This window comes from Streptomyces sp. NPDC001920, from assembly GCF_053594495.1.
Genome location: NZ_JBSFEP010000012.1, coordinates 121016 through 141333, shown reverse-complemented (window position 1 = coordinate 141333; position 20318 = coordinate 121016). Strand labels below are relative to the sequence as shown.

At 71.5% G+C, this 20318-nt stretch carries 24 protein-coding genes; 9 read left to right on the top strand and 15 right to left on the bottom strand.

All coding sequences use genetic code 11. The features are described from left to right. Positions 1–54: 54 nt before the first annotated feature. Positions 55–825, bottom strand: coding sequence for a class I SAM-dependent methyltransferase (locus ACWCPI_RS21780; protein ID WP_451039655.1), 771 nt, complete (start codon positions 823–825; stop codon positions 55–57). A gap of 100 nt (positions 826–925) precedes the next feature. On the opposite strand from ACWCPI_RS21780, the gene ACWCPI_RS21775 reads away from it, so the two are divergent. Beyond that, entirely contained in the window at positions 926–1555 is a 630-nt protein-coding gene (locus ACWCPI_RS21775; protein ID WP_388801789.1) for a CGNR zinc finger domain-containing protein, read from the top strand. Here ACWCPI_RS21775 and sodX read toward each other — a convergent pair. Next, entirely contained in the window at positions 1459–1893 is a 435-nt protein-coding gene (gene sodX, locus ACWCPI_RS21770; RefSeq protein WP_451039797.1) for a nickel-type superoxide dismutase maturation protease, read from the bottom strand. The genes ACWCPI_RS21775 and sodX overlap by 97 nt on opposite strands. A 145-nt stretch (positions 1894–2038) precedes the next feature. Here sodX and sodN point away from each other — a divergent pair, with 145 nt between their 5' ends. Next, on the top strand, positions 2039–2434 hold the full coding sequence (gene sodN, locus ACWCPI_RS21765; protein WP_020123534.1) for a superoxide dismutase, Ni: 396 nt from the start codon (positions 2039–2041) through the stop codon (positions 2432–2434). A 123-nt stretch (positions 2435–2557) separates the two neighbouring features. Here sodN and ACWCPI_RS21760 read toward each other — a convergent pair whose 3' ends face one another. Beyond that, complete coding sequence (locus tag ACWCPI_RS21760; RefSeq protein WP_451039654.1) at positions 2558–2692, bottom strand: hypothetical protein; 135 nt, start codon at positions 2690–2692, stop codon at positions 2558–2560. 464 nt (positions 2693–3156) lie between these two features. Here ACWCPI_RS21760 and ACWCPI_RS21755 point away from each other — a divergent pair, with 464 nt between their 5' ends. Next, the gene (locus tag ACWCPI_RS21755; RefSeq protein WP_451039796.1) at positions 3157–4611 is read left to right on the top strand and encodes a glycosyltransferase family 39 protein; all 1455 of its coding nucleotides are present in this window, start codon (positions 3157–3159) and stop codon (positions 4609–4611) included. A gap of 47 nt (positions 4612–4658) precedes the next feature. On the opposite strand, the gene ACWCPI_RS21750 is transcribed toward ACWCPI_RS21755, so the two are convergent. Both ACWCPI_RS21750 and ACWCPI_RS21745 read right to left on the bottom strand, forming a co-directional pair. Next, a complete protein-coding gene (locus ACWCPI_RS21750; RefSeq protein WP_451039653.1) occupies positions 4659–4892 on the bottom strand; it encodes a hypothetical protein in 234 nt (77 codons plus the stop codon). A gap of 31 nt (positions 4893–4923) precedes the next feature. Beyond that, the gene (locus tag ACWCPI_RS21745) at positions 4924–6078 is read right to left on the bottom strand and encodes an anion permease (RefSeq protein WP_451039652.1); all 1155 of its coding nucleotides are present in this window, start codon (positions 6076–6078) and stop codon (positions 4924–4926) included. A gap of 149 nt (positions 6079–6227) precedes the next feature. Here ACWCPI_RS21745 and ACWCPI_RS21740 point away from each other — a divergent pair, with 149 nt between their 5' ends. Next, on the top strand, positions 6228–6977 hold the full coding sequence (locus ACWCPI_RS21740; protein WP_451039651.1) for a VOC family protein: 750 nt from the start codon (positions 6228–6230) through the stop codon (positions 6975–6977). 87 nt (positions 6978–7064) lie between these two features. On the opposite strand, the gene ACWCPI_RS21735 is transcribed toward ACWCPI_RS21740, so the two are convergent. The 8 genes from ACWCPI_RS21735 to ACWCPI_RS21700 all read right to left on the bottom strand — a co-directional run bounded on the left by ACWCPI_RS21735 (position 7065) and on the right by ACWCPI_RS21700 (position 13918). Then, positions 7065–7397, bottom strand: coding sequence for a DUF952 domain-containing protein (locus ACWCPI_RS21735; RefSeq protein ID WP_451039650.1), 333 nt, complete (start codon positions 7395–7397; stop codon positions 7065–7067). 9 nt (positions 7398–7406) lie between these two features. Continuing rightward, on the bottom strand, positions 7407–8633 hold the full coding sequence (locus ACWCPI_RS21730; RefSeq protein ID WP_451039649.1) for an RNA polymerase sigma factor: 1227 nt from the start codon (positions 8631–8633) through the stop codon (positions 7407–7409). 7 nt (positions 8634–8640) lie between these two features. Then, positions 8641–9054: a YciI family protein gene (locus ACWCPI_RS21725; protein ID WP_451039648.1), complete on the bottom strand. Its 414-nt coding sequence runs from the start codon at positions 9052–9054 to the stop codon at positions 8641–8643. A gap of 96 nt (positions 9055–9150) precedes the next feature. Then, positions 9151–9420 (bottom strand): hypothetical protein, encoded by a 270-nt coding sequence (locus ACWCPI_RS21720; protein ID WP_451039647.1) that lies wholly within the window; start codon positions 9418–9420, stop codon positions 9151–9153. A 26-nt stretch (positions 9421–9446) separates the two neighbouring features. Then, positions 9447–10031 carry a dihydrofolate reductase family protein gene (locus ACWCPI_RS21715; RefSeq protein WP_451039646.1) on the bottom strand — a complete coding sequence of 195 codons (585 nt, stop codon included), beginning with the start codon at positions 10029–10031 and terminating at the stop codon, positions 9447–9449. A gap of 163 nt (positions 10032–10194) precedes the next feature. Then, entirely contained in the window at positions 10195–10788 is a 594-nt protein-coding gene (locus ACWCPI_RS21710) for a GNAT family N-acetyltransferase (protein WP_451039645.1), read from the bottom strand. Between the two features lie 463 nt (positions 10789–11251). Then, the gene (locus ACWCPI_RS21705) at positions 11252–12400 is read right to left on the bottom strand and encodes a family 2 encapsulin nanocompartment cargo protein polyprenyl transferase (protein ID WP_451039644.1); all 1149 of its coding nucleotides are present in this window, start codon (positions 12398–12400) and stop codon (positions 11252–11254) included. A 111-nt stretch (positions 12401–12511) separates the two neighbouring features. Continuing rightward, a complete protein-coding gene (locus ACWCPI_RS21700) occupies positions 12512–13918 on the bottom strand; it encodes a family 2B encapsulin nanocompartment shell protein (protein ID WP_451039643.1) in 1407 nt (468 codons plus the stop codon). Positions 13919–14242: 324 nt separating this feature from the next. On the opposite strand from ACWCPI_RS21700, the gene ACWCPI_RS21695 reads away from it, so the two are divergent. Then, positions 14243–14833 carry an N-acetylmuramoyl-L-alanine amidase gene (locus ACWCPI_RS21695; protein WP_451039642.1) on the top strand — a complete coding sequence of 197 codons (591 nt, stop codon included), beginning with the start codon at positions 14243–14245 and terminating at the stop codon, positions 14831–14833. Between the two features lie 31 nt (positions 14834–14864). Continuing rightward, positions 14865–15767: a 1-aminocyclopropane-1-carboxylate deaminase/D-cysteine desulfhydrase gene (locus ACWCPI_RS21690; protein ID WP_451039641.1), complete on the top strand. Its 903-nt coding sequence runs from the start codon at positions 14865–14867 to the stop codon at positions 15765–15767. An 89-nt stretch (positions 15768–15856) separates the two neighbouring features. Here the strand turns inward: ACWCPI_RS21690 and ACWCPI_RS21685 are convergent, their stop codons facing one another. After that, positions 15857–17452 carry a Na+/H+ antiporter gene (locus tag ACWCPI_RS21685; protein WP_451039640.1) on the bottom strand — a complete coding sequence of 532 codons (1596 nt, stop codon included), beginning with the start codon at positions 17450–17452 and terminating at the stop codon, positions 15857–15859. A gap of 212 nt (positions 17453–17664) precedes the next feature. Between ACWCPI_RS21685 and ACWCPI_RS21680 the strand changes: the two genes are divergently transcribed. From ACWCPI_RS21680 to ACWCPI_RS21670, 3 genes are all read left to right on the top strand, one after another. Beyond that, entirely contained in the window at positions 17665–17925 is a 261-nt protein-coding gene (locus tag ACWCPI_RS21680; RefSeq protein ID WP_451039639.1) for a UBP-type zinc finger domain-containing protein, read from the top strand. A 267-nt stretch (positions 17926–18192) separates the two neighbouring features. Continuing rightward, positions 18193–18606 carry an ATP-binding protein gene (locus ACWCPI_RS21675; RefSeq protein ID WP_004925829.1) on the top strand — a complete coding sequence of 138 codons (414 nt, stop codon included), beginning with the start codon at positions 18193–18195 and terminating at the stop codon, positions 18604–18606. A 17-nt stretch (positions 18607–18623) separates the two neighbouring features. Continuing rightward, complete coding sequence (locus tag ACWCPI_RS21670; protein ID WP_451039638.1) at positions 18624–19793, top strand: SigB/SigF/SigG family RNA polymerase sigma factor; 1170 nt, start codon at positions 18624–18626, stop codon at positions 19791–19793. A 54-nt stretch (positions 19794–19847) separates the two neighbouring features. Here the strand turns inward: ACWCPI_RS21670 and ACWCPI_RS21665 are convergent, their stop codons facing one another. Then, complete coding sequence (locus ACWCPI_RS21665; RefSeq protein ID WP_451039637.1) at positions 19848–20309, bottom strand: hypothetical protein; 462 nt, start codon at positions 20307–20309, stop codon at positions 19848–19850. Between the last annotated feature and the right edge of the window lie 9 nt (positions 20310–20318).

Genomic DNA, 20318 nt, shown 5'->3' with positions numbered 1-20318 from the left:
GCGAGGGGCGGTACGGGATTCCCGTACCGCCCCTTCGTCGTCCCCGGCGCCGGCCTACCTCAGGGCGAGCAGCAAGGTGTCGGAAGGCGAGCACCACACCGGCCGCGCCTCCGCGAACCCCTTCTCGCGCAGCACGCGCGCGTGCCACTCGGCGGACGGCGTGTCGCCGTCCGCGTGTTCGCCGTAGATCTCGAAGCGGCGGGCCGTCCGCTCGGCGAGGACCGGGTCCTTGGCGGCCAGCTGCCACCACTCGGACCAGTCGAGGGCTCCGTCCGCCTTGGCCTGATCCATGCGGGCGTGGCGCTGGGCGCGCTCGGCCGCGTTGATCCGGGGCGTGGACTGGTCGATCATGTGGTCCGCGTTGAGGAAGACACCGCCGTCGCGTACGAGGTCCGCGATCCGGCCGTAGAGGTCCGCGAGGGGGTCACGGTGCAGCCAGTGCAGTGCCGTGGCGGTCAGGACGGCGTCGTAGGAGTCGTGGGGCAACTTCGCCGGCCAGTCCGGGTCCTTGAGGTCGGCCGTGACGAACGAGACCCGTGTGTCGCCCGCGAAGGAGCCCTCGGCGATGGCGAGCAGCGCCGGGTCGAGGTCGACGCCGGTACTGGTGGCCTCCGGGAACCGCGCGAGCAGCCGGGCCGTGATACTTCCCGTGCCGCACGCGAGATCAAGCACCCGGGGCGCGGGGCCGACGAGGGCCTCGACCATGTCGAGCATGATCCGGAAGCGTTCCTCGCGGTCGGGCATGTACCACTCCTGCTGCCGGTCCCAGCTCTCCTGCCAGGCGTGCCAGTCGGTACCGGTCGTGGTGGTGGACGTGTCCGTCATCGAGCCCCTCCATCGCGCGCGTCACGTAATACCCTGGAAGCACGATCAGCTGTTACCCCGACCGCACCCCGACGATAGAACGCCTCCGTAAGGACTACAAGTGGAACTGGCCTATTACTCGGACTACGCCGTACGACTCGTCAACAGCGAGGACCCGGCCCGGGGCAAGGACTCGCTGACTTCGGTCGAGGCCGTCCGCGACCTCTTCGGCGGCAACCAGTCGGCGGCCCGCCGTGCCACCGACGCCGACGTCACGCGCTTCCGCTCGGTCCGGGCCAGGCTGCGCTCGGTCTTCGAGGCGGCGGACCAGGGCGACGAGACCCTCGCCGTGGACCTGCTGAACGCCCTGCTGCTGGAGTTCCCGGTGAGCCCGCAGATCTCCGGCCACGACTTCCGGGACGACGACGGCCGCCCCCTGTGGCACATGCACCTCGCGGACCACCCCTCGAACGCGACCTCCGGGTACGCGGCCATCGCGGCGATGGGTCTGGCCTTCCATCTGACGGAGTACGGCGTCGACCGTCTGGGCCTGTGCGAGGCGGCCCCGTGCCGCAACGCCTACCTGGACACCTCCACCAACCGCTCCCGCCGCTACTGCTCGGACCGCTGCGCGACCCGCGCCAACGTGGCCGCCTACCGCGCCCGCAAGCGCCTGGAGGCGGACCGGTCGGCGAACACGGGCCGCACGGCCGACACCGCCCAGCGCGCCAGCGCGAACAGCGAGCGCTGACCGGGCTTGCGCGGCCGGTACCGCAGGCGCACCTTGCCGAGGATCAGCTCGTCGGGCACGACGCCGTAGTCGGTGCTGTCCCCGCCGGCGTACACGTTGTCCCCGAGCACCCACCAGCCGCCCTCACGCCGCTCCGCGGCCCGCTTGACGACGAGCAGGTCCTGCTGGAACGGATGCCGCAGGATGACGACGTCACCGGCCCTGATCCGGCCCCGGTGCACCACCACGAGCAGATCGCCGTGGTACAGCGTGGGCACCATCGACGGCCCGGTCACCTCGGCCCACCCGAAGGGCCGCCCCGCCCGCCCGTGCTCGGTCTCCTGCGACAGCTCCGGCATTCCCGGCACCTCCCCGGTACGGTCCTCCACCAGTCTCAGTCTGACCCTGGACTTTTGTCCTAAGCCCATGGGGGCACTCGCGAAAACCCGTCTCGCAGGGAGTAATGTCCCACCTGAGAAGACGATCACGAGGAAGGAACGCTCCATGCTTTCCCGCCTGTTTGCCCCCAAGGTCAAGGTCAGCGCGCACTGCGACCTGCCCTGCGGTGTGTACGACCCGGCCCAGGCCCGCATCGAGGCGGAGTCGGTGAAGGCCGTCCAGGAGAAGATGGCCGCCAACGACGACCCGCACTTCCAGGCGCGCGCCACCGTCATCAAGGAGCAGCGCGCCGAGCTGGCCAAGCACCATGTCTCGGTCCTCTGGAGCGACTACTTCAAGCCCCCGCACTTCGAGAAGTACCCGGAGCTGCACCAGCTGGTCAACGACGCCCTGAAGGCCCTGTCGGCCGCCAAGGCCTCCACCGACCCGGCGACCGGTCAGAAGGCGCTGGACTACATCGCCCAGATCGACAAGATCTTCTGGGAGACCAAGAAGGCCTGATCTTGAATCATGCCCTCTGACCCGCGGTTTCCTTGATCGCCTGGTCTTGCAGTCCGCACCCGGTCCGCAGTCCGCCGAGAACGGCGGGCATGACGGACCGGGTGCGTTCTTCTCGTGGGTCACTCACCATGTGCGGCAGCTCGACGGGCTTGCGGCCTCGCGTTCGGCCGCCTTGCTCTCCTGCGCTTGGAGCGCCTTGCGGGCGCGGTTCCACTCGGTCTTCCAGCGCCGGCGGTTGAGCGGCTCCCCCTCCTCCATCGTGAACAGGACTTGGTGGTCTTCGGCGGGCCCCAGGTGTCTTTGGACGGTTGGAAGCAGCGTGTGCCGCCCGTCGAAAGGGCACGGCGCTTGCTCACGCCGCCGGGGTCGATGACGAGGACCAGGCCGCTCGCGCAAGACACCCGCTCAAGAACGTCACCCCCTCCCCTTCCATCTCTACGGGCGAAGGCCCCCCGGGTCGCGACGGCTCCACGGGCTGAAGGTTGCCTGGAACGCCGGTGATTGTGTTCACGCGGTGGACGCTGGCCGCGGTCTGTCCTGTGCCGTAGGTTCTGGCATGTCCACCCCCGCGGCTGAGCTGCACGACGGGTGGGCGCACGGGGGAAGGTGAGCACCACACGGATCCCGTCTCGGCCCGCGCGGCCGAGGCGCTCTTCGGTGTGTCTGCGGCAGCGGGCGAGTGGGGACCACACCACCTGGCGGCCCGGCCCCCGCCGAATGGAGTGCCGATCCCGCGGGAGTACCCCCTGAGCCGCCGCCTGCCCCTGTGGCCGATCCCTCTGGTGTGGACCCTCGCCCTCGGTCTGTGGGGCCTGTCCCGGGAGCACAGTGTGTGGCGGGACGAGGCCGCCACCTGGCAGGTGGCCCGGCGACCCGTCGCCGACATAGGGCACATGCTGGGGAACGTCGACGCCGTGCACGGGCTCTACTACCTGCTGATGCGCGGGCTCTTCGTGTGCTTCGGCCCCGGTACCACCACCCTGCGCCTGCCCTCGGTGCTGGCCATGGCGGTGGCGGCGGTCTGCGTGGCGGCCATCGGCCGACGCCTGGCCGGGTACTGGGCGGGTCTGGCCGGCGGGCTGGCGTTCGGGCTGCTGCCGGCCGTGCAGTCCTACCTCCAGGAGGGCCGCCCGTACGCCCTGATAGCGGCGGGTGCCGGTGTCTCGACGCTGCTGCTGGTGACCGTGCTGCAGGGGCGTGGCCGGGCGGCGTACTGGGTCGCGTACGGCGGCACGGTCGCGGTGTGCGGGCTGTTGAACTGGCTGTCGCTGCTGATCCTGCCCGCACATCTGGCGACCCTGCTGTGGACCCGGGCCCGGCGCCGGACCTGGACGTGCTGGGCGGCGGCCTCGACCGGTGCCGTGGCGGCGGTGCTGCCGTTGATCCTGTTCAGCCGGCGTCAGGCCGCCCAGGTCTCGTGGATACCGCCGCTGACCTGGCACATGCTGATCGGCCCGGCGATCCTGCTGGCGATCGGCGGTCTCGGTGCCCTGCTGGACCGGCCCCGGGCCGGCCGGCTGTCGATCGCCGCCGTCGGGCTGCCCCTGCTGGCGGTACCTCAGCTGGGCCTCATCGGTCTGTCCCTCGTGCGGCCGCTCTTCCTGGACCGGTACGTCCTTTTCAGCATGCTCGGTCTGGCCCTGCTGATCGGCGCGGCGCTGGGCACGGCGGTACGGGTGGCCGGGCCGCGTTTCCCGCGGGGCTCGCGGTGGATCGTCCCGGTCGTGGTCACCGTGGCCGTGGCCGCGCTGTTGCCGCTGTCGCTGGCCAAGCGCTCGCCTGCGAGCCGGGTGGACGACGTCCTGGCGGTGGCGGCGGACGTGCGGCGGCTGAAGAAGACGGGGGACGCGGTGGTCTTCATACCGGCGGCCCGGCGGGACACCGCCCTGGTCTCCCCGGGACACTTCGCCGGTCTGCGGGACGTGGCACTGGCGGAGAGTCCCGTGGCGTCCGGGACGCTGAAGGGCAAGGAGGCGGATCCGGCCCGGATACGGGCCGCGATGCTGGCGCACCGGCGGATCCTGCTCGTCACCGACGCGCCCGAGGTCGCCCGGCCCCCGTCGAACAAGCGGGACGAGGTGAAGACCGCCGTGCTGAAGGAGCACTTCAGGGTGGTGGCCGACGAGCAGGTCCGGGGGCGGCGGGTCACGGCGTACGAGCGGACCTCGGGAGGCTGAGGACCGCCCCTTCCCCGGCCTGTGGTGCGGACCGTCCGGGACCACCGTCAGTGGAACTGCGGCACGAGCACATGGATCCCGTACGCCACCACCGCCGCGCACGCCAGGAAGCACAGCCCGGCCTGTGCGAGACCGGCCACGCGGGTGCCGCCGCCCTCCTCGCGCGCCTCCTCGTAGCGGGCCAGGCCCACCACGCCGAAGGCGAAGACGGCGACCACGGCCACCGTGACGGCGAGGCTCACCGCGGTGACCTGGCCGAGTGCGGTCCAGTCGAGCTTCATGAGGTGGACTCCCTTCACTCACGCGGTGTGTTCACGCGGCCGTGCCGACCTTGGCCGGCTCCGCGTCGCGGATGGTGACCTCATGGGCGTCGTTGACGTTGTGCGCGGACACCGGGTTGCGGCGGGAGACGAGCACGATGCCGGCGGCCAGGGCCGCGCCGCCCAGAGCGACGACGGCCGTACCGAGGTCGCCGCCGTGCTTGACCACGCTCGCCGAGACACCGCCGATCAGCGCCGCGGCGGGCAGGGTGACCAGCCAGGCCACGACCATGCGGCCGGCCACGCCCCAGCGGACCTCCCCCAGACGACGGCCGAGGCCCGCGCCCAGGATGCTGCCGGAGGCGACCTGGGTGGTGGACAGGGCGAAGCCCAGGTGGGCCGAGGTGAGGATCACCGTCGTGGAGGCCGTCTCGGCGGCGAAGCCCTGCGGGGAGCGGATCTCCGTCAGGCCCTTGCCCATGGTGCGGATGATCCGCCAGCCCCCGAGGTAGGTGCCCAGGCCGATGGCCAGGCCGGCCGCGGCGATCACCCAGAAAGGCGGGCCCGCGTCGGGGCCCAGTGCGCCCGCGGAGATCAGGGTCAGGGTGATGACACCCATCGTCTTCTGCGCGTCGTTGGTGCCGTGCGCGAGCGAGACGAGCGAGGCCGAGGCGATCTGCCCCAGGCGGAAGCCGTCGGTGACGGACTGTTCACGGGCGCGGGAGGTGAGCCTGTACGCCAGGTACGTCGCCAGCAGTGCCGCGACGCCCGCCACGACCGGCGAGACCACCGCCGGGATCAGCACCTTCTCGACGACTTTGCCGAAGTGCACGCCGTGCGCCCCCGCACCGGCCCAGACGGCCCCGATCAGCCCGCCGAACAGCGCGTGCGACGAGCTGGACGGCAGTCCGACCAGCCAGGTGAGCAGATTCCACAGGATCGCCCCGACCAGACCGGCGAAGATCATGCCCGGGGTGACGAGCGTGTCCTGGACGATGCCACCGGAGATCGTCCTGGCGACCTCGGTGGACAGGAAGGCACCGACGACGTTCAGGACGCCGCTGATCAGGACGGCCGTCCGGGGACTCAGGGCCTCCGTCGCGATGGAGGTGGCCATCGCGTTCGCCGTGTCGTGGAATCCGTTGGTGAAGTCGAAGGCGAGGGCCGTCACGATGACGACCACCACCAGGAAGGTGATGTGGTCCATTCCCCCATGCAAACAAGTGTGGGTCCAGATCCGGGGACCCGACGGCAGAGCGTGTCCGAGGATCCGGCGCGCGGGCGCTGTGACTCCGGCAAGGCCGCTCCCGCCTTCACGCCTGCCCGCCGACCCGGCCTCCGATCTACGATCGCCCCATGAGCATCCGCTGGACCTACGCCTTCGTCGACCGCCCCAGCGCGTCGTTCGGCCGCGCGCACGCCTTCTGGACCTCGGTCACGGACACCCGGCTGTCCGAATTCCGGGGTGACCAGGGGGAGTTCGTGACCCTGCTGCCGGGTGACGGGGCCGACGCCTGCGTCAAGGCCCAGGCCGTCGGCTCGGGCGCCGGGGGCGCGCATGTGGACTTCGCCGTGGACGACGTGGCGGCGTTCGTGCGGTCGGCGCTGCGGCTGGGGGCGGACGTCGCCGCCGAGCACGAGGGGTGGGCCGTGCTGCGGTCGCCCGCCGGGCAGTTGTTCTGCGCGGTGCCGTGGCACGGGGAGTCGGTGCGCCCACCCGTGGTGCGCGGCAGCCGGCTCGACCAGGTCTGCCTCGATGTGCCGCCATCGGCGTACGACACCGAAGTCGCCTTCTGGACAGGCCTGTTGGACGGCTGGCGGTCGGCGGCGGGCTCCCTCCCCGAGTTCCATGTGCTCGCGCCGCCGGCCGGGCTGCCGATCCGTGTCCTGCTCCAGCGGCTCGGCCAGGAGCGCCCCGCCTCCGCCCATCTGGACTTCGCCTGCGCGGACATCGAGGCGACCCGTGCCCGGCACGAGGAACTGGGCGCGAGTTTCGTCGCCCAGGGATCGCACTGGACGGTGCTGCGGGACCCGGCGGGCGGCGTGTACTGCCTGACGGGACGTGACCCGGAGACAGGCGGACGGCCCGGCGCCGGCGCGTCCTGAGGAATCACAGGCCGCGAGTCGGCCCGGTGCCGCCCTGGGCGGGCCTGGGGTACGACGTCACCGGCCCCCGTGACCGGCGGCGACCGGTCACCGCCACGACTCCACCTCCACCACCGCGCCCACCGGGATCGGCCCGTACACGTGCGGGAACTCCTCACCACCGGGCTGCGGCGCCTCGTACTTCACCGGCACGTCCAGCCGCCCGGGGTCCACGACCAGCACCACCAGTTCGTCGGGGCCGTCGTAGGAGCCGTACAAGAAACCGGCGACGGCGGGGAGTTGGGCGCGGGTCGAACAGTGGATGAAGCCCTCCTCCTGGAGGGTGCGGCCACGCGTCGAGATCTCGTACGTGCCGCGCTCGCGCGCTGCGTCCCACAGGGAGCGCTCGGTGATGTGAAGGATGAAGCTCTGCTCGGGCATGGGCCCACGCTACGACCTCAGCCGTGCCGCCCGCCCGTGCAGATAGCGCTGCTCCGGCAGGCTCAGGGTCTTGGCCGCCGCGGACTCGTAGGCGGCCCGCGCCTCGTCGTGGGCGCCCGCCCGCTCCAGAAGGTGCCCGCGGACCGCGTCCAGACGGTGCCCGGTACCCAGCTCACTCTCCAGCGCGCCCAGTTCGGCCAGTCCGGCCCGCGGGCCGTGGACCATGGCGACGGCGACCGCCCGGTTGAGGCGCTCCACGGGGCCGGGGACGAGGCGCAGCAGCACGTCGTAGAGGCCGAGGATCTCCTGCCAGTCGGTGGCCTGCGCGGAGGGCGCCTCGTCGTGGACGGCGGCGATGGCGGCGCGCAACTGGTACGGTCCGGCGCTGCCCCGGGCGAGGGCCCGGGTGACCAGCGCGACGCCCTCGTCGATCGCGTCCTTGTCCCAGCGGTCGCGGTCCTGTTCGTCGAGGGGGACCAGTTCGCCGTGCGCGCCGGTGCGGGCGTCGCGGCGGGCGTCGGTGAGCAGCATCAGGGCCAGCAGGCCGGCCACCTCGCCGTCGTCGGGGAGGAGCCGGTGCACCGCCCGGGTCAGCCGGATCGCCTCGCCCGCGAGGTCCCGTCGTTGCAGGTTCGCACCCGAGGTCGCCGTATAGCCCTCGTTGAAGATCAGGTACAGGATCTGAAGGACCGCGGGCAGGCGGTCCTCCCAGTTGTCGGGACGTCCGAAGCGCACCCCGCGGACCTTCTGCTTGGCCCTGCTGATGCGCTGGGCCATCGTCGCCTCGGGGACCAGGTACGCGCGGGCGATCTCCGCCGTGGTCAGGCCGCCGACGGCCCGCAGGGTCAGGGCGATCTGGGCGGGCGGCGTCAGGTTCGGGTGGCAGCACAGGAACAGCAGAACGAGGGTGTCGTCCTCGCGGGGCGCGCGGTCCGTACCCGGCGGGGGTGCGGTGAAGGCGTCCCGTGGTGTCAGCGCGGCGACCTTGTCCTCCCTGGCCCGGCGCGCCTCCTCCGCGCGCAGGGCGTCGGTCAGCCGGCGCGCGGCGACCTTGATCAGCCAGCCGCGCGGATTGTCCGGCAGACCGGCCCGCGGCCACTGCTCGGCCGCCGCGAGCAGCGCCTCCTGCACGGCGTCCTCGGCGGTGTCGAAGCGGCCGTACCGCCGCACCAGCGCGCCGAGAACCTGCGGCGCGTGGCGGCGCAGCAGGTCCTCGGTCTGCGATGGGGCGCTCATGTACGGATCAGATGTCCCCGGCGCCGTCCATGATGGGCCGGATCTCCACCGGGTACACGGGGGCCCGGGCGGGCTGGGGGCAGCGGATGATGCGGTCGGCGATCTCGGTGACCCGCTCCAGGCTGGCGCAGTCGAGCACCCAGTAGCCGGCCAGCAGTTCCTTGGTCTCGCTGTACGGCCCGTCGGTGATCACCGCCTTGCCGTCCTCGCCCAGGGTGACGTGCCGGATCCTGGCGGGTTCGGCCAGCCCTTGCCCGTCGACCATCTCGCCGGTCTCCGCGAGGTCGTCGTTGAGGGCGCTCATGTAGGCGTACATGGCCTGGACCTCCTCCGGCTTCCAGGCCACGGAATGCTCGGACGCCTTGCCCTGCATCGCCTCGTAGTCCGCCTGCGTGCCCTGCACCATGACCAGGTACTTCATGACTGAACTCCTTCGGTGTCCGTCGGCTCGGGCCACCCTCGGCGGGCGGCTCTCACTGGGGACGTCGGAGCCGGGCCGGGATTTTCGACAGGGACGTCAGGATTCTTTGGCGGCCGCGGGTCCAGCTGTCTCCCCGGCCTCTTCGGCGGCCGCCGCCGCGCCCGCCTGGGCGGCCGTCCTCCCGGACCTCTTCCGGTGCGGTTCCTCGACGTGTTCGGCGCCTTCCTCCACGTACGCCTCGCACTCCCGGTTACGACAGGGACCGGCCACCCACACCGGGACCCATGCGCCCAGCGTCTTGTGACGCTTGACGACCGTCTCCACGGGCTGTCCGCAAGCGGGACAGACGTGTTCTTGGCTGTCCATGCCTTCAGAGTAGGGCGGGCAGGCCGTCAGCGCTTCCTGCTGTACGTCCGCACCAGCACTCCGTTGCCGAAGGCGCGCACCGAGTCCAGGGTGAACTCGGTGACGGCGAAGCCGGAGCCGAACATCGGCATGCCCGCGCCGAGCACGATCGGGTACGTCTTGATGACGAGTTCGTCGATCTCGTCGAGCAGTTCACCGGCGAGCTTCGAACCGCCGCACAGGTAGATCCCCAAGGCGCTGTCCTCGGCCTTGAGTTCGCGCACCTTGGCGACCAGGTCCTCGCGGATGATCTCGACGTGCGGGTCGGGCGACTGCGCGAGGGTGCGCGAGGCGACGTACTCGCGCAGATGGGCGTACGGGCTGGTGATGCCGTCCTTCAGGGCCACGTCGTAGCTGCTGCGGCCCTGGACGATCGTGTCGAACCTCTTGTTCTCCAGGTCGTCGACACCGAGGGCCCGGCGGCCCGGGGTCGCGATGGTCTCCGGGTACTCCGCCTTCAGGAATGCGCGGAACTCCTCGTCGACGAACGCATACATGAAGGCGGCGTCCCCGCCCGGGTCTCCGATGAAGCCGTCGATGGAGCAGGCGATGAAGTAGGTGAGCTTTCGCAAGTCGGACTCTTTCCGTGGTGGGCCCCGTTTACCACTCCAGTTGTAGTACTCCACTTGTAGTGGTTGCAAGGGTGTTTTCGGGTCCGGGTGAAGTGAGAGCTGACATTCCGCCTACTGGCCGGTGCGGGACCGGCTCGGTCCGGCACCGGGTCCCGACGGTGGCTCAGCCGCGCGGCTCACGCCACATCGGCCACATCCGCGGGCCCGCCGGAAGGTCGAGGGGACGGCCCACCAGCTCGAAGCCGAGACGCTCGTAGAGCTTGCGGCTGCGGGCGCTGCTCGCCTCCAGATACGCCGGCCGGCCCTCGCGGTCGCAGCGGTCGAGGACCGAGGCCATGAGCGCGGTGCCGAGGCCCTCGCCCTGACGCTCGGGGGCCGTGCCGATCATCCACAGGTACTCGTGCGCACGGTCGGACGGGTGGATACGGGCCGTCAGGCGCCCGATCGACTCGACGCGCTCGTTCCGCGGGTCGACGGCCTCGCGTATCCGGGCGGGCCCTTCGTCGTCCTGGTCGTCCGCACCGGCCGGCACGGACATCCACAGCGCGCAGGCCGCGCCGTCCTCGGTGACGTCGATCCGCCCGACCGTGAGCACGATGTCGGTGAACGCGGCCATGAGCCGGGGGTGGGTGACACGGCGGTACTCCTCGCCCGGGAACACCCAGCAGCTGACCGGATCGTCCTGGAAGGCCGCGTCCAGCAGCCGGACCACCAGTTCCCGGTCCGCCTCGCCCGCCGTCCGGATCGCCACACCCATGTGTACCCCGCCCCTCCTCGTCAACCGGCCTTGATCGTAAGGCGATTGGGGCGCGTGTGACGCCTGTGGGACTGGCTTTGTCGAGATCCGTACGCAGGGACGGAACCGGCGCAGGTACGGAATCTGGCGCAGGCAGGCACCTGGGCACAGGAACCAAACCTGGCGCAGATAGACACCCGAGCGTACGAACAGCATCGGGCGCAGGTAGGCACCCGGGCACAGAAACAGCACCAGGCACAGGAACGCACCCGGGCACAGAAACAGCACCAGGCACAGGAACGGGCCCGGGCACAGAAACAGCACCAGGCACAGGAACGGGCCCCGCACACCGTGGGGATGTGCGGGACCCGCCGGACCGGGGCCGCCCGCCGGCCGTACGGGGTCAGGAACCGTACGGCCCGGGTGGCCCCGGGGTCTGCACCACGGCTGCCTGCGGCAGCCGTGGGTCGTACGGCCCTCGGCCTCAGTTGCTGCGCCGCGTCACGAACTCGGCCAGGGCCAGCAGTCCGCCCGCCTCCTCCGGGTCGGGGACGGCACGAGCCAGTTCCTGCATGGCGCGGGCCATCCGGTCGGCGGCCTGGGCCTGGGCCCAGTCGCGCCCCCCGGCTCGCTCGACGGCGAGCGCGGTCCGCGCGATGTCCTCCTCGCTCTCCTTGTCGTACGGCGATGCGTACAACGCGGCCAGTTCCGCCGCCGCCGGCCCACCGGAGGTCAGCGCGGCAACGACCGGCAGGGACTTCTTGCGGGCGGTGAGGTCCGCACCGGCCGGCTTGCCGGTGTGGCTCGGGTCGCCCCATATGCCGATCACGTCGTCGATGAGCTGGAAGGCGAGCCCGGCCTCGCGGCCGAACGCGTCCAGCGCCGCCACGTCGTCGTCCGCCGCACCCGCGTACAGCGCGCCGAGCGCGCAGGCGCACCCCAGCAGCGCGCCGGTCTTGGCCTCCGCCATGGCGAGCACCTCGTCGAGGCCGACCTCCCCGGGGCCCCGCCGCTCCATCTCCGTGTCCGCGTGCTGACCGGCGCACAGTTCGACGACGCAGGTCGCCAGCCGGGCGACGGCCGCGGTGGACGCCGGGTGCGAGTCCTCGGCGAGCAGCCGCAGGGCCAACGCCTGGAGGGCGTCCCCGGCGAGGATCGCGTCGGCGTCACCGAACACGGTCCAGGCGGTGGGCCGGTGCCGGCGGGTGGCGTCCCGGTCCATCACGTCGTCGTGCAACAGCGTGAAGTTGTGCACCAGTTCCACGGCGACAGCCGCCCGTACCGCCGCCGCCCGTGCCCCCGGCCCGCCGAGCGCGCCGGCCGCGGTGAGGACGAGGGCCGGACGGATCGCCTTGCCCGCGCTGCCCGTCGCCGGGGTCCCGTCCGGGTGCTCCCAGCCGAAGTGGTAGCGGACGACCCGGCGCATGGAGGCGGGCAGCGATGCGACCGCCGCCCGGAGTTCGGGCTCGACCGACGCCCGGGCACGCTCCAGGATCACTGCCGCCTCGGGCCCGTCGAGCGGACCCGGGCCGCCGTCCCTCTGGGCCGCGATGGACCTCCGCCTTTCGGGCACCTCGGTGGACGGCCCCGCCCCGGCGGGCCGTTGCTGTGTCTGCGTCATGAACTCACCCATGGCATGGCCTCGGAGACTCGGCGGACGGTGGCCCTTCCGCTGCGGCCGGGCGCTTACCCCGAGGGTGTACCCACGCCCGGGGCGCGGGACACGGCGGATCGGCGGGTGAGGTCACCGCCAGCGCCCGATCTCGACGTTCTCCAGCACACCGAGGGCGTCCGGGACGAGCACCGCTGCGGAGTAGTAGGCCGTCACCAGGTACTTGATGATGGCCTGTTCGTTGATGCCCATGAAGCGGCAGGACAGGCTCGGCTCGATCTCGTCGGGGATGCCGGCCTGCTGAAGCCCGATGACGCCCTGCTCCGCCTCGCCCGTACGCATGGCGATGATCGAGGTCGTACGGGCCTCGGAGACCGGGATCTTGTTGCACGGGAAGATCGGCACACCACGCCAGGTGGGGATGCGGTTGCCGGCCATCTCGATGGTCTCGGGGACGAGGCCGCGCTTGTTGAGCTCACGCCCGAACGCGGCGATGGCGCGCGGGTGGGCGAGGAACAGCTTGGTGCCGCGGCGCCGGCAGAGCAGCTCGTCCATGTCGTCGGGGCTGGGAACGCCGTCGTGCGGCTGGAGCCGCTGGTCGTACTCGCAGTTGTGGAGCAACCCGAACTCGCGGTTGTTGACGAGTTCGTGCTCCTGGCGCTCCTTGAGCGCCTCGACCGTCAGCCGCAGCTGCTGCTCGGTCTGGTTCATCGGCTGGTTGTAGAGGTCGGCCACGCGCGAGTGGATGCGCAGCACGGTCTGGGCGATGCTCAGTTCGTACTCGCGGGGCCGGGCCTCGTAGTCCACGAAGGTGTGCGGGATGTCCGGCTCACCGCTGTGGCCGGCCGCGAGGTCGACCTCCTTCTCGCCGTACCTGTTGGTGCGCTGCGCGGGGATCGCCCGCAGCTGTTCGAGGTGCTCGCGCAGGGAGTCGGCTCGCTCCGCGACCTGCTCGACGTCCTGGCGGGGCAGTACGAGCACCGTGCATGCGGTGACCGCGCGGGCCGTGTACTCCCAGATGGAGTCGGCGTCGAGGAGCGCCTGGTCACCGAGGTAGGCGCCGTCGGCGAGGACCCCCAGCGACTCGTCCTCGCCGTACGGACCCGTACCGATCTTCTCCACCCTGCCGTGTGCCAGCAGGAACACCTCGTCGGCCTGGCTGCCGAACGAGGCGATCACATGCCCCGCCCTGAACTCCCGCTGCTGGCAGCGCTGCGCGAGTTCGGACAGGACGTCCTCGTCCTCGTACGACCGCAGCGCCGGCAGCTCGCACAGTTCCTTCGGGATGACCTCGACGCGGTCGCCCGTCTTCACGAAGGTGACGCGCCCGTCCCCCACGGCGTAGGTCAGGCGCCGGTTGACCCGGTACGTGCCGCCCTGCACGTTCACCCATGGCAGCATGCGCAGCAGCCAGCGGGAGCTGATCTCCTGCATCTGGGGTGCCGACTTGGTCGTGGTGGCCAGGTTCCGCGCGGCCGCAGTGCCGAGGCTCTGCTGCGGCTTGCCCTGCTCTGTGCGGACCTCTTCGCCTACCGACATAGAGAACTGCCCTCCCGGTCGTACCCCGGCACCGCTCTGGCACCGCGCATCGCAATCTGCACGACAGAGCCTTCCATCACGGAGCGTGTCTGTGCTATTACCCGAAAGAGGGGGAATGGATCATGAGGGCACTGGGCAGACAGAGGGCCCTTGTCCACTCCTGAACTGCGGCGTCGTCCGGTACGAGCCCCGGCAGGTGTCCAAATCCAGTCGCACAGTGTGCGATTCAACGGATCCGAGGAGTCCCGTCTGCCCGTTTTCGGTAAAGCACCGGTACGGGACGGCCGCGCTCGGCGGCCGACGCACGTCATGAAGGAGGCGGTCATGGCCACACCCATGTCCGCGAGCAGGTTCCTGGAGAGACTCAGAGCAGAGGGCGCGACGGTCGTCGAGGTCGGCGACTGGGAGCACCACAACCGCAACCACGTGGGCCCATGGGGCCCGGTCCACGGCGTGATGATCCACCACACGGTGACCCAGGGCAGCGCAGCCACCGTGGAGCTCTGCCGCAAGGGCTACGCGGGACTGCCGGGCCCGCTGTGCCACGGCGTCATCACCAAGGACGGCAGGGTCCACCTCGTCGGCTACGGCCGCGCCAACCACGCCGGCCTCGGCGACGACGACGTACTGCGCGCGGTCATCGCCGAGACGGCCCTGCCGCCCGACAACGAGGCCAACACCGACGGCAACCGCCACTTCTACGGCTTCGAGTGCGAGAACCTCGGCGACGGACTGGATCCGTGGCCGCAGGCCCAGCTGGAGGCCGTCGAACGGGTCTCGGCGGCGATCTGCCGCCATCACGGCTGGAACGAGCGGTCCGTGATCGGGCATCTGGAATGGCAACCGGGGAAGGTGGACCCGCGGGGGTTCACGATGGCGTGGATGCGGGAGCGGATCCGGGAACGCCTGCGGTAGCCCGCTCGCGGGGCGGGGCGACAATGGCCGTGTGACCAGCGCCGATCTCAACGCTCTCCGCCCGCGGCTCCCCTCCCCGTTGCAGGAGCCGGCGGACGGACGCCTCACCCGTCGCGGCGTCCGTCTGCTCCTCAAGCGTGACGATCTGATCCACCCGGAGCTGATCGGCAACAAGTGGCGCAAGCTGGCGCCGAACCTGCAGGCGGCGGCCGGCCGCACCGTCGTCACCTTCGGCGGCGCCTACTCCAACCACCTGCGCGCCACCGCCGCGGCGGGCCGCCTCCTCGGGCTGTCCACGGTCGGCGTGGTGCGCGGCCAGGAACTCGCCGGCCGCCCGCTCAATCCGTCGCTGGCGCGGTGCGTGGCCGACGGCATGCGGCTGCACTTCGTCGACAGGTCGACGTACCGCCGCAAGACCGAACCGGAGACCCTGGCGGCCGTCCTGCGCGCGGCCGGAGCGCGGGACGCGTACGTGGTTCCGGAAGGCGGCAGCAACGCCCTCGCCGTACGGGGGTGCGTGGCGCTCGGCGAGGAACTGCGCGGGCAGGCCGACGTCGTCGCGGTCGCGTGCGGCACGGGCGGCACGCTCGCGGGTCTCGCCGCCGGGCTGGGCCCCGGCCAGCGGGCGCTGGGCGTACCCGTCCTCAAGGGCGGCTTCCTGGCCGACGACGTACGGGACCTGCAGAAGGAGGCGTTCGGCGGGCCGCGGGGTGAGTGGCGGCTGGACGAGCGGTTCCACTTCGGGGGGTACGCGCGTACTTCCCCTGAGCTCGATGCCTTCGCGGAGGAGTTCGAGCGACGGCACGGGGTCCCCGTCGAGCGTCTCTATGTCGCCAAGTTGCTGTACGGGCTTGTCGCCCTCGCCGAAGAGGGGGCGTTCCCCCGCGGGACGACGGTCGCAGCCGTGGTGACGGGGGCGCCGTTCGACGGCTGACCGCGGGGCGCGGCCGTCGTCGCGGGGGCGCCGTTCGACGGCTGGCCTCCGGGCGCGCGGCCGGTCACCAGCCGTACGGACGCCTGCCGTCAGCCGGCCTCCCGGTAGGCCGCCGCCTCCTCCAGGTCCAGCCTGCGCAGCAGGGTCCGCAGCATCTCGTCGTCGATGTGACGGCCGTCCCTCAGCTTCACGAACACCGCGCGCTCGGCCCCGATCACCTCGCGGGACAGGCGCCGGTACGTGTCGTCGACGGACTCGCCGGTGACGGGGTTGGACTGGCCCAGCCGCTCCCAGACGGAGTTGCGGCGCCGTTCCAGCACCGCGCGCAGACGGTCGGCCAGCGGCTCGGGAAGGGCGTTGCGCTCGTCGGAGAGGAGCTCCTCCAGGCGTCGTTCGGCGGCGCGGGATGCCTGTGCCTGGGCGTTCGCCTCCGCGAGGGTCTCGGCCTGCGCGTCCCGGCCGGGCAGCTTCAGGACCCTGATCAGCGGCGGCAGCGTCACGCCCTGGACGACCAGGGTGCCGATCACGGTCGTGAAGGTCAGGAAGAGGATGAGGTTGCGCTCGGGGAAGTCCGCGCCGCCGTGCACGGTGAGCGGGATGGAGAAGGCGATCGCCAGCGAGACCACGCCCCGCATCCCGGCCCAGGAGACGACGAACGCCCCCTTCCAGGTCGGGTCGTCCTCACGTTCCCGGATCCGCGCCGACAGCATCCGAGGCAGGAAGGTCGCCGGGTACACCCAGACGAACCGCGAGACGACGACCACGGCGAAGACGGCGACCGCGTACCAGGCGGCCCGGCCGCCCTCGTACTCCCCGAGGCCCTTGAGGACCACCGGAAGCTGAAGTCCGATCAGGGCGAACACCGCCGACTCCAGTACGAACGCGACCATCTTCCACACCGCATCCTCCTGGAGGCGGGTGGCGAAGTCGACCTCCCACGCGCGGTGCCCGAGGTACAGCGCGACGACCACGACCGCCAGCACTCCGGAGGCGTGCACCTGCTCGGCGGCCGCGTACGCGACGAACGGGATCAGCAGGGAGAGCGTGTTCTGCAGCAACGCCTCCTTCACATGGGTGCGCAGCCAGTGGAGCGGCACCATCAGCACCACCCCCATGCCGATGCCGCCGAGCGCCGCGAGCAGGAACTCACCGATGCCGCCGGCCCAGGTGGCGCCCTCCCCGACGGCGGCGGCGAGGGCCACGCGGTAGGCGGTGATCGCGGTGGCGTCGTTCACCAGGGACTCGCCCTGCAGGATCGTGGTGATCCGGGACGGCAGCCCCACCCGGCGTGCGACCGCCGTCGCCGCGACCGCGTCCGGCGGCGCCACCACCGCCCCCAGCACCAGTGCCGCGGTCAGCGGCAGATCGGGCACGACGAGATACGCGACCCAGCCGACGGCGAAGGTCGCGAAGAGGACGTAGCCCACCGACAGCAGCATCACGGGCCGCAGTTGGGCCCGCAGATCGAGGTACGAGCTGTCCGTCGCCGCGCTGTGCAGCAACGGGGGCAGCACCAGCGGCAGGACGATGTGCGGATCGAGGGTGTACTCGGGTACGCCTGGCACGTACGAGACCGCCAGGCCCGCTGCGACCAGCAGCAGCGGTGCCGGCACGGGCGACCGCCGGCCGGCCGCGGCGATGGCCGCGCTTCCCGCGACCAGCAACAGCAGCGGCATCACGTTCATACGCCTCGCCCGCCCTTCCCACCACTCCCACGCCCACCGATCAGCACCGGCCCGAGCCCTTTCGCCGTCCTGCCCCTGCCCCTGCCCCTGCCCCTGCCCCTGCCCCTGCCCCTGCCCAGATCATGGTGTTCGCCCGTCCCGGTTCATCGCCGCCGCGGCCCGCCCTCGATTTTCCACGCGCCCCTGCGCGTGGCCGTCGTAACCTGGCAATCATGAAACAGTGCACGCACGCCGACGCGCTGCCGCACCCGGAACCCGTCGCGCTCAGCGAGACGTGTCCGGAGTGCCTGGCGGACGGAGGGCATCCGGTGCAACTGCGGCTGTGCCTCTCCTGCGGTCACGTCGGCTGCTGCGACTCCTCGCCGGGACGGCACGCCACGGAGCACCACAAGGAATCCGGGCATCCGGTCATGCGGACGTTCGAGCCAGGAGAGCGCTGGCGCTGGTGCTTCGTCGACCACGTTCTCGTGTGAGGCCGACGTACCCTGGACGACCGGGGAGCCGGACGGTTCGATCGTCTGACGTCTGGGTACGTCAAACCGGCGCGCGCTCTTCCCAATTGGGCCCGCGAACCCCCTAGCCACGGAGCGTATCCGTGTGTTTACTATGAGTGACAGCAAGGGGTTGGGGTCCTGGGGACAGGAGACTTCGAGGCGCGGTAGCGTCACCGCTGAACCAACATCGCGTTACCGGGGGGCGACCCTCGGCCCCGAGAAGCTTGTACCACCTTGGAGGTGAGGGTGTCCCAGATCGCAGGCGAGCCCGCGACCCAGGACTTCGTGGAAGTCCGGCTGCCGGCCGCGGGTGCCTACCTGTCGGTGCTGCGTACGGCGACTGCCGGCCTCGCGGCCCGTTTGGACTTCACCCTCGACGAGATCGAGGACCTGCGCATCGCGGTGGACGAGGCCTGCGCGATCCTGCTCCAGCAGGCCGTGCCCGGCTCGGTGCTCAGCTGTGTCTTCCGACTCGTCGACGACTCGCTCGAGGTCACCGTCTCGGCCCCGACCACGGACGGCCACGCTCCCTCCAGGGACACCTTCGCCTGGACCGTCCTGTCCGCCCTCGCGGGCAAGGTCTCCTCCGCCGTGGACGAGGACAAAACCGTTTCGATCAGCCTCTACAAACAACGCGGCGCGGGACCAGGGCCGGCGTGAGGAACGGGGACGGGCCGGTGCGGGACGAAGAGCGCGGCACACGGGAGCTGCCGGAAAGCACTCACCCCTGCTCGGACGGAGCCGAGAGCCCGGGGGCGGGCCCCAGCGGTCCGAGCGCTTCCCGACGCATGGTCGACGGCATCGACGGCATCCCCGAGCAGGCCCGGCCGCATCCGGAGGACGACTCCGTGGCGACCGGCAGCCTCCTCGACGAGGGACGGGCCGCCGAAGGTGCCGTGCAGGGCGCGCCTCCGGGCGGGCGGAGCGGGGCCGTCCCTGTCCATGGGGGTCTGTCCGCTCAAGCCGATCCGAGAGTGGGGGCGGAGGCGAGGGCTCGGAAGAGGGCGACGGGCAGGACGATGAGCGAGCACGAGCGACACGCCGAGGACGAGGCGACGGGCGCGCGCAGCGCGCAGGCCACGCACCACGACCCTCAGGACCGCAGCGGGGCGCGCGCCATGTTCGTCGAGCTGCGCAAGCTGCAGGACGGCAGCACGGAGTACGCGGAGCTGCGCAACCAGCTGGTCCGCATGCACCTGCCGCTCGTCGAGCACCTCGCGAGACGGTTCCGCAATCGCGGCGAGCCGCTGGACGACCTCACCCAGGTCGCCACGATCGGTCTGATCAAGTCGGTCGACCGGTTCGACCCGGAGCGCGGCGTCGAGTTCTCGACGTACGCGACCCCGACGGTCGTCGGCGAGATCAAGCGGCACTTCCGCGACAAGGGCTGGGCGGTGCGGGTCCCGCGGCGCCTGCAGGAGCTGCGGCTGGCGCTCACCACGGCCACGGCCGAGCTGTCCCAGCTGCACGGCCGCTCCCCCACGGTCCATGAACTCGCCGAGAAGCTGGCGATCTCGGAGGAGGAGGTCCTGGAGGGCCTGGAGTCCGCCAACGCGTACTCCACGCTGTCCCTGGACGTACCCGACACGGACGACGAGTCCCCGGCGGTGGCGGACACCCTCGGCGCCGAGGACGAAGCGCTGGAGGGCGTCGAGTACCGGGAGTCGCTGAAGCCGCTGCTCGAAGACCTCCCGCCACGGGAGAAGCGGATTCTGCTGCTGCGTTTCTTCGGCAACATGACCCAGTCGCAGATCGCGCAAGAGGTCGGGATCTCCCAGATGCACGTGTCGCGACTGCTGGCGCGGACGCTGGCGCAGCTCCGGGAGAAGCTGCTGGTGGAGGAGTGACGGTCCGGCCTGAGTACGGTCAGGCCCGGCCGGTGCCGGTTCTCTGAGAACCGCTCACCGCTTCTGACCCTGCGACCGGTCCTCCGCCCGGCCGGGCCCCCGGATCCCGAGAGCCTCGGTCGTCGCCGGGTTGACCAGGAACACCAGCGTAGTGACGGCGATCACCGCGAGAGCGATGCCCACCGGGATCGCGATGCTGTCGGCCTGCAGCAGGCTGTAGGCCACCGGCAGCGCCAGGATCTGCGTGATGACGGAGGGCCCGCGGCTCCAGCTGCGCCGAGCGAACAGGCCCCGCGCGGCCAGCAGGGGCAGCAGGGCGAGCGCCACGAGCGTCACACCCAGGGTCACGGCCTGCTGCCGGTCGTCCGGGTCCCCGGTCAGCCCCAGCACGAGCACCCACACGCCCCCCACGGCGAGCCCCAGCCCTTCCAGGGCGGTGAGTACCGCCGCGTACGTCAGCCGCCGCGGACGCGGGCCGGTGGTTTCCGGGGTGGTGGGGGTCTGCTCCTTGGTCACTCCTGAAGG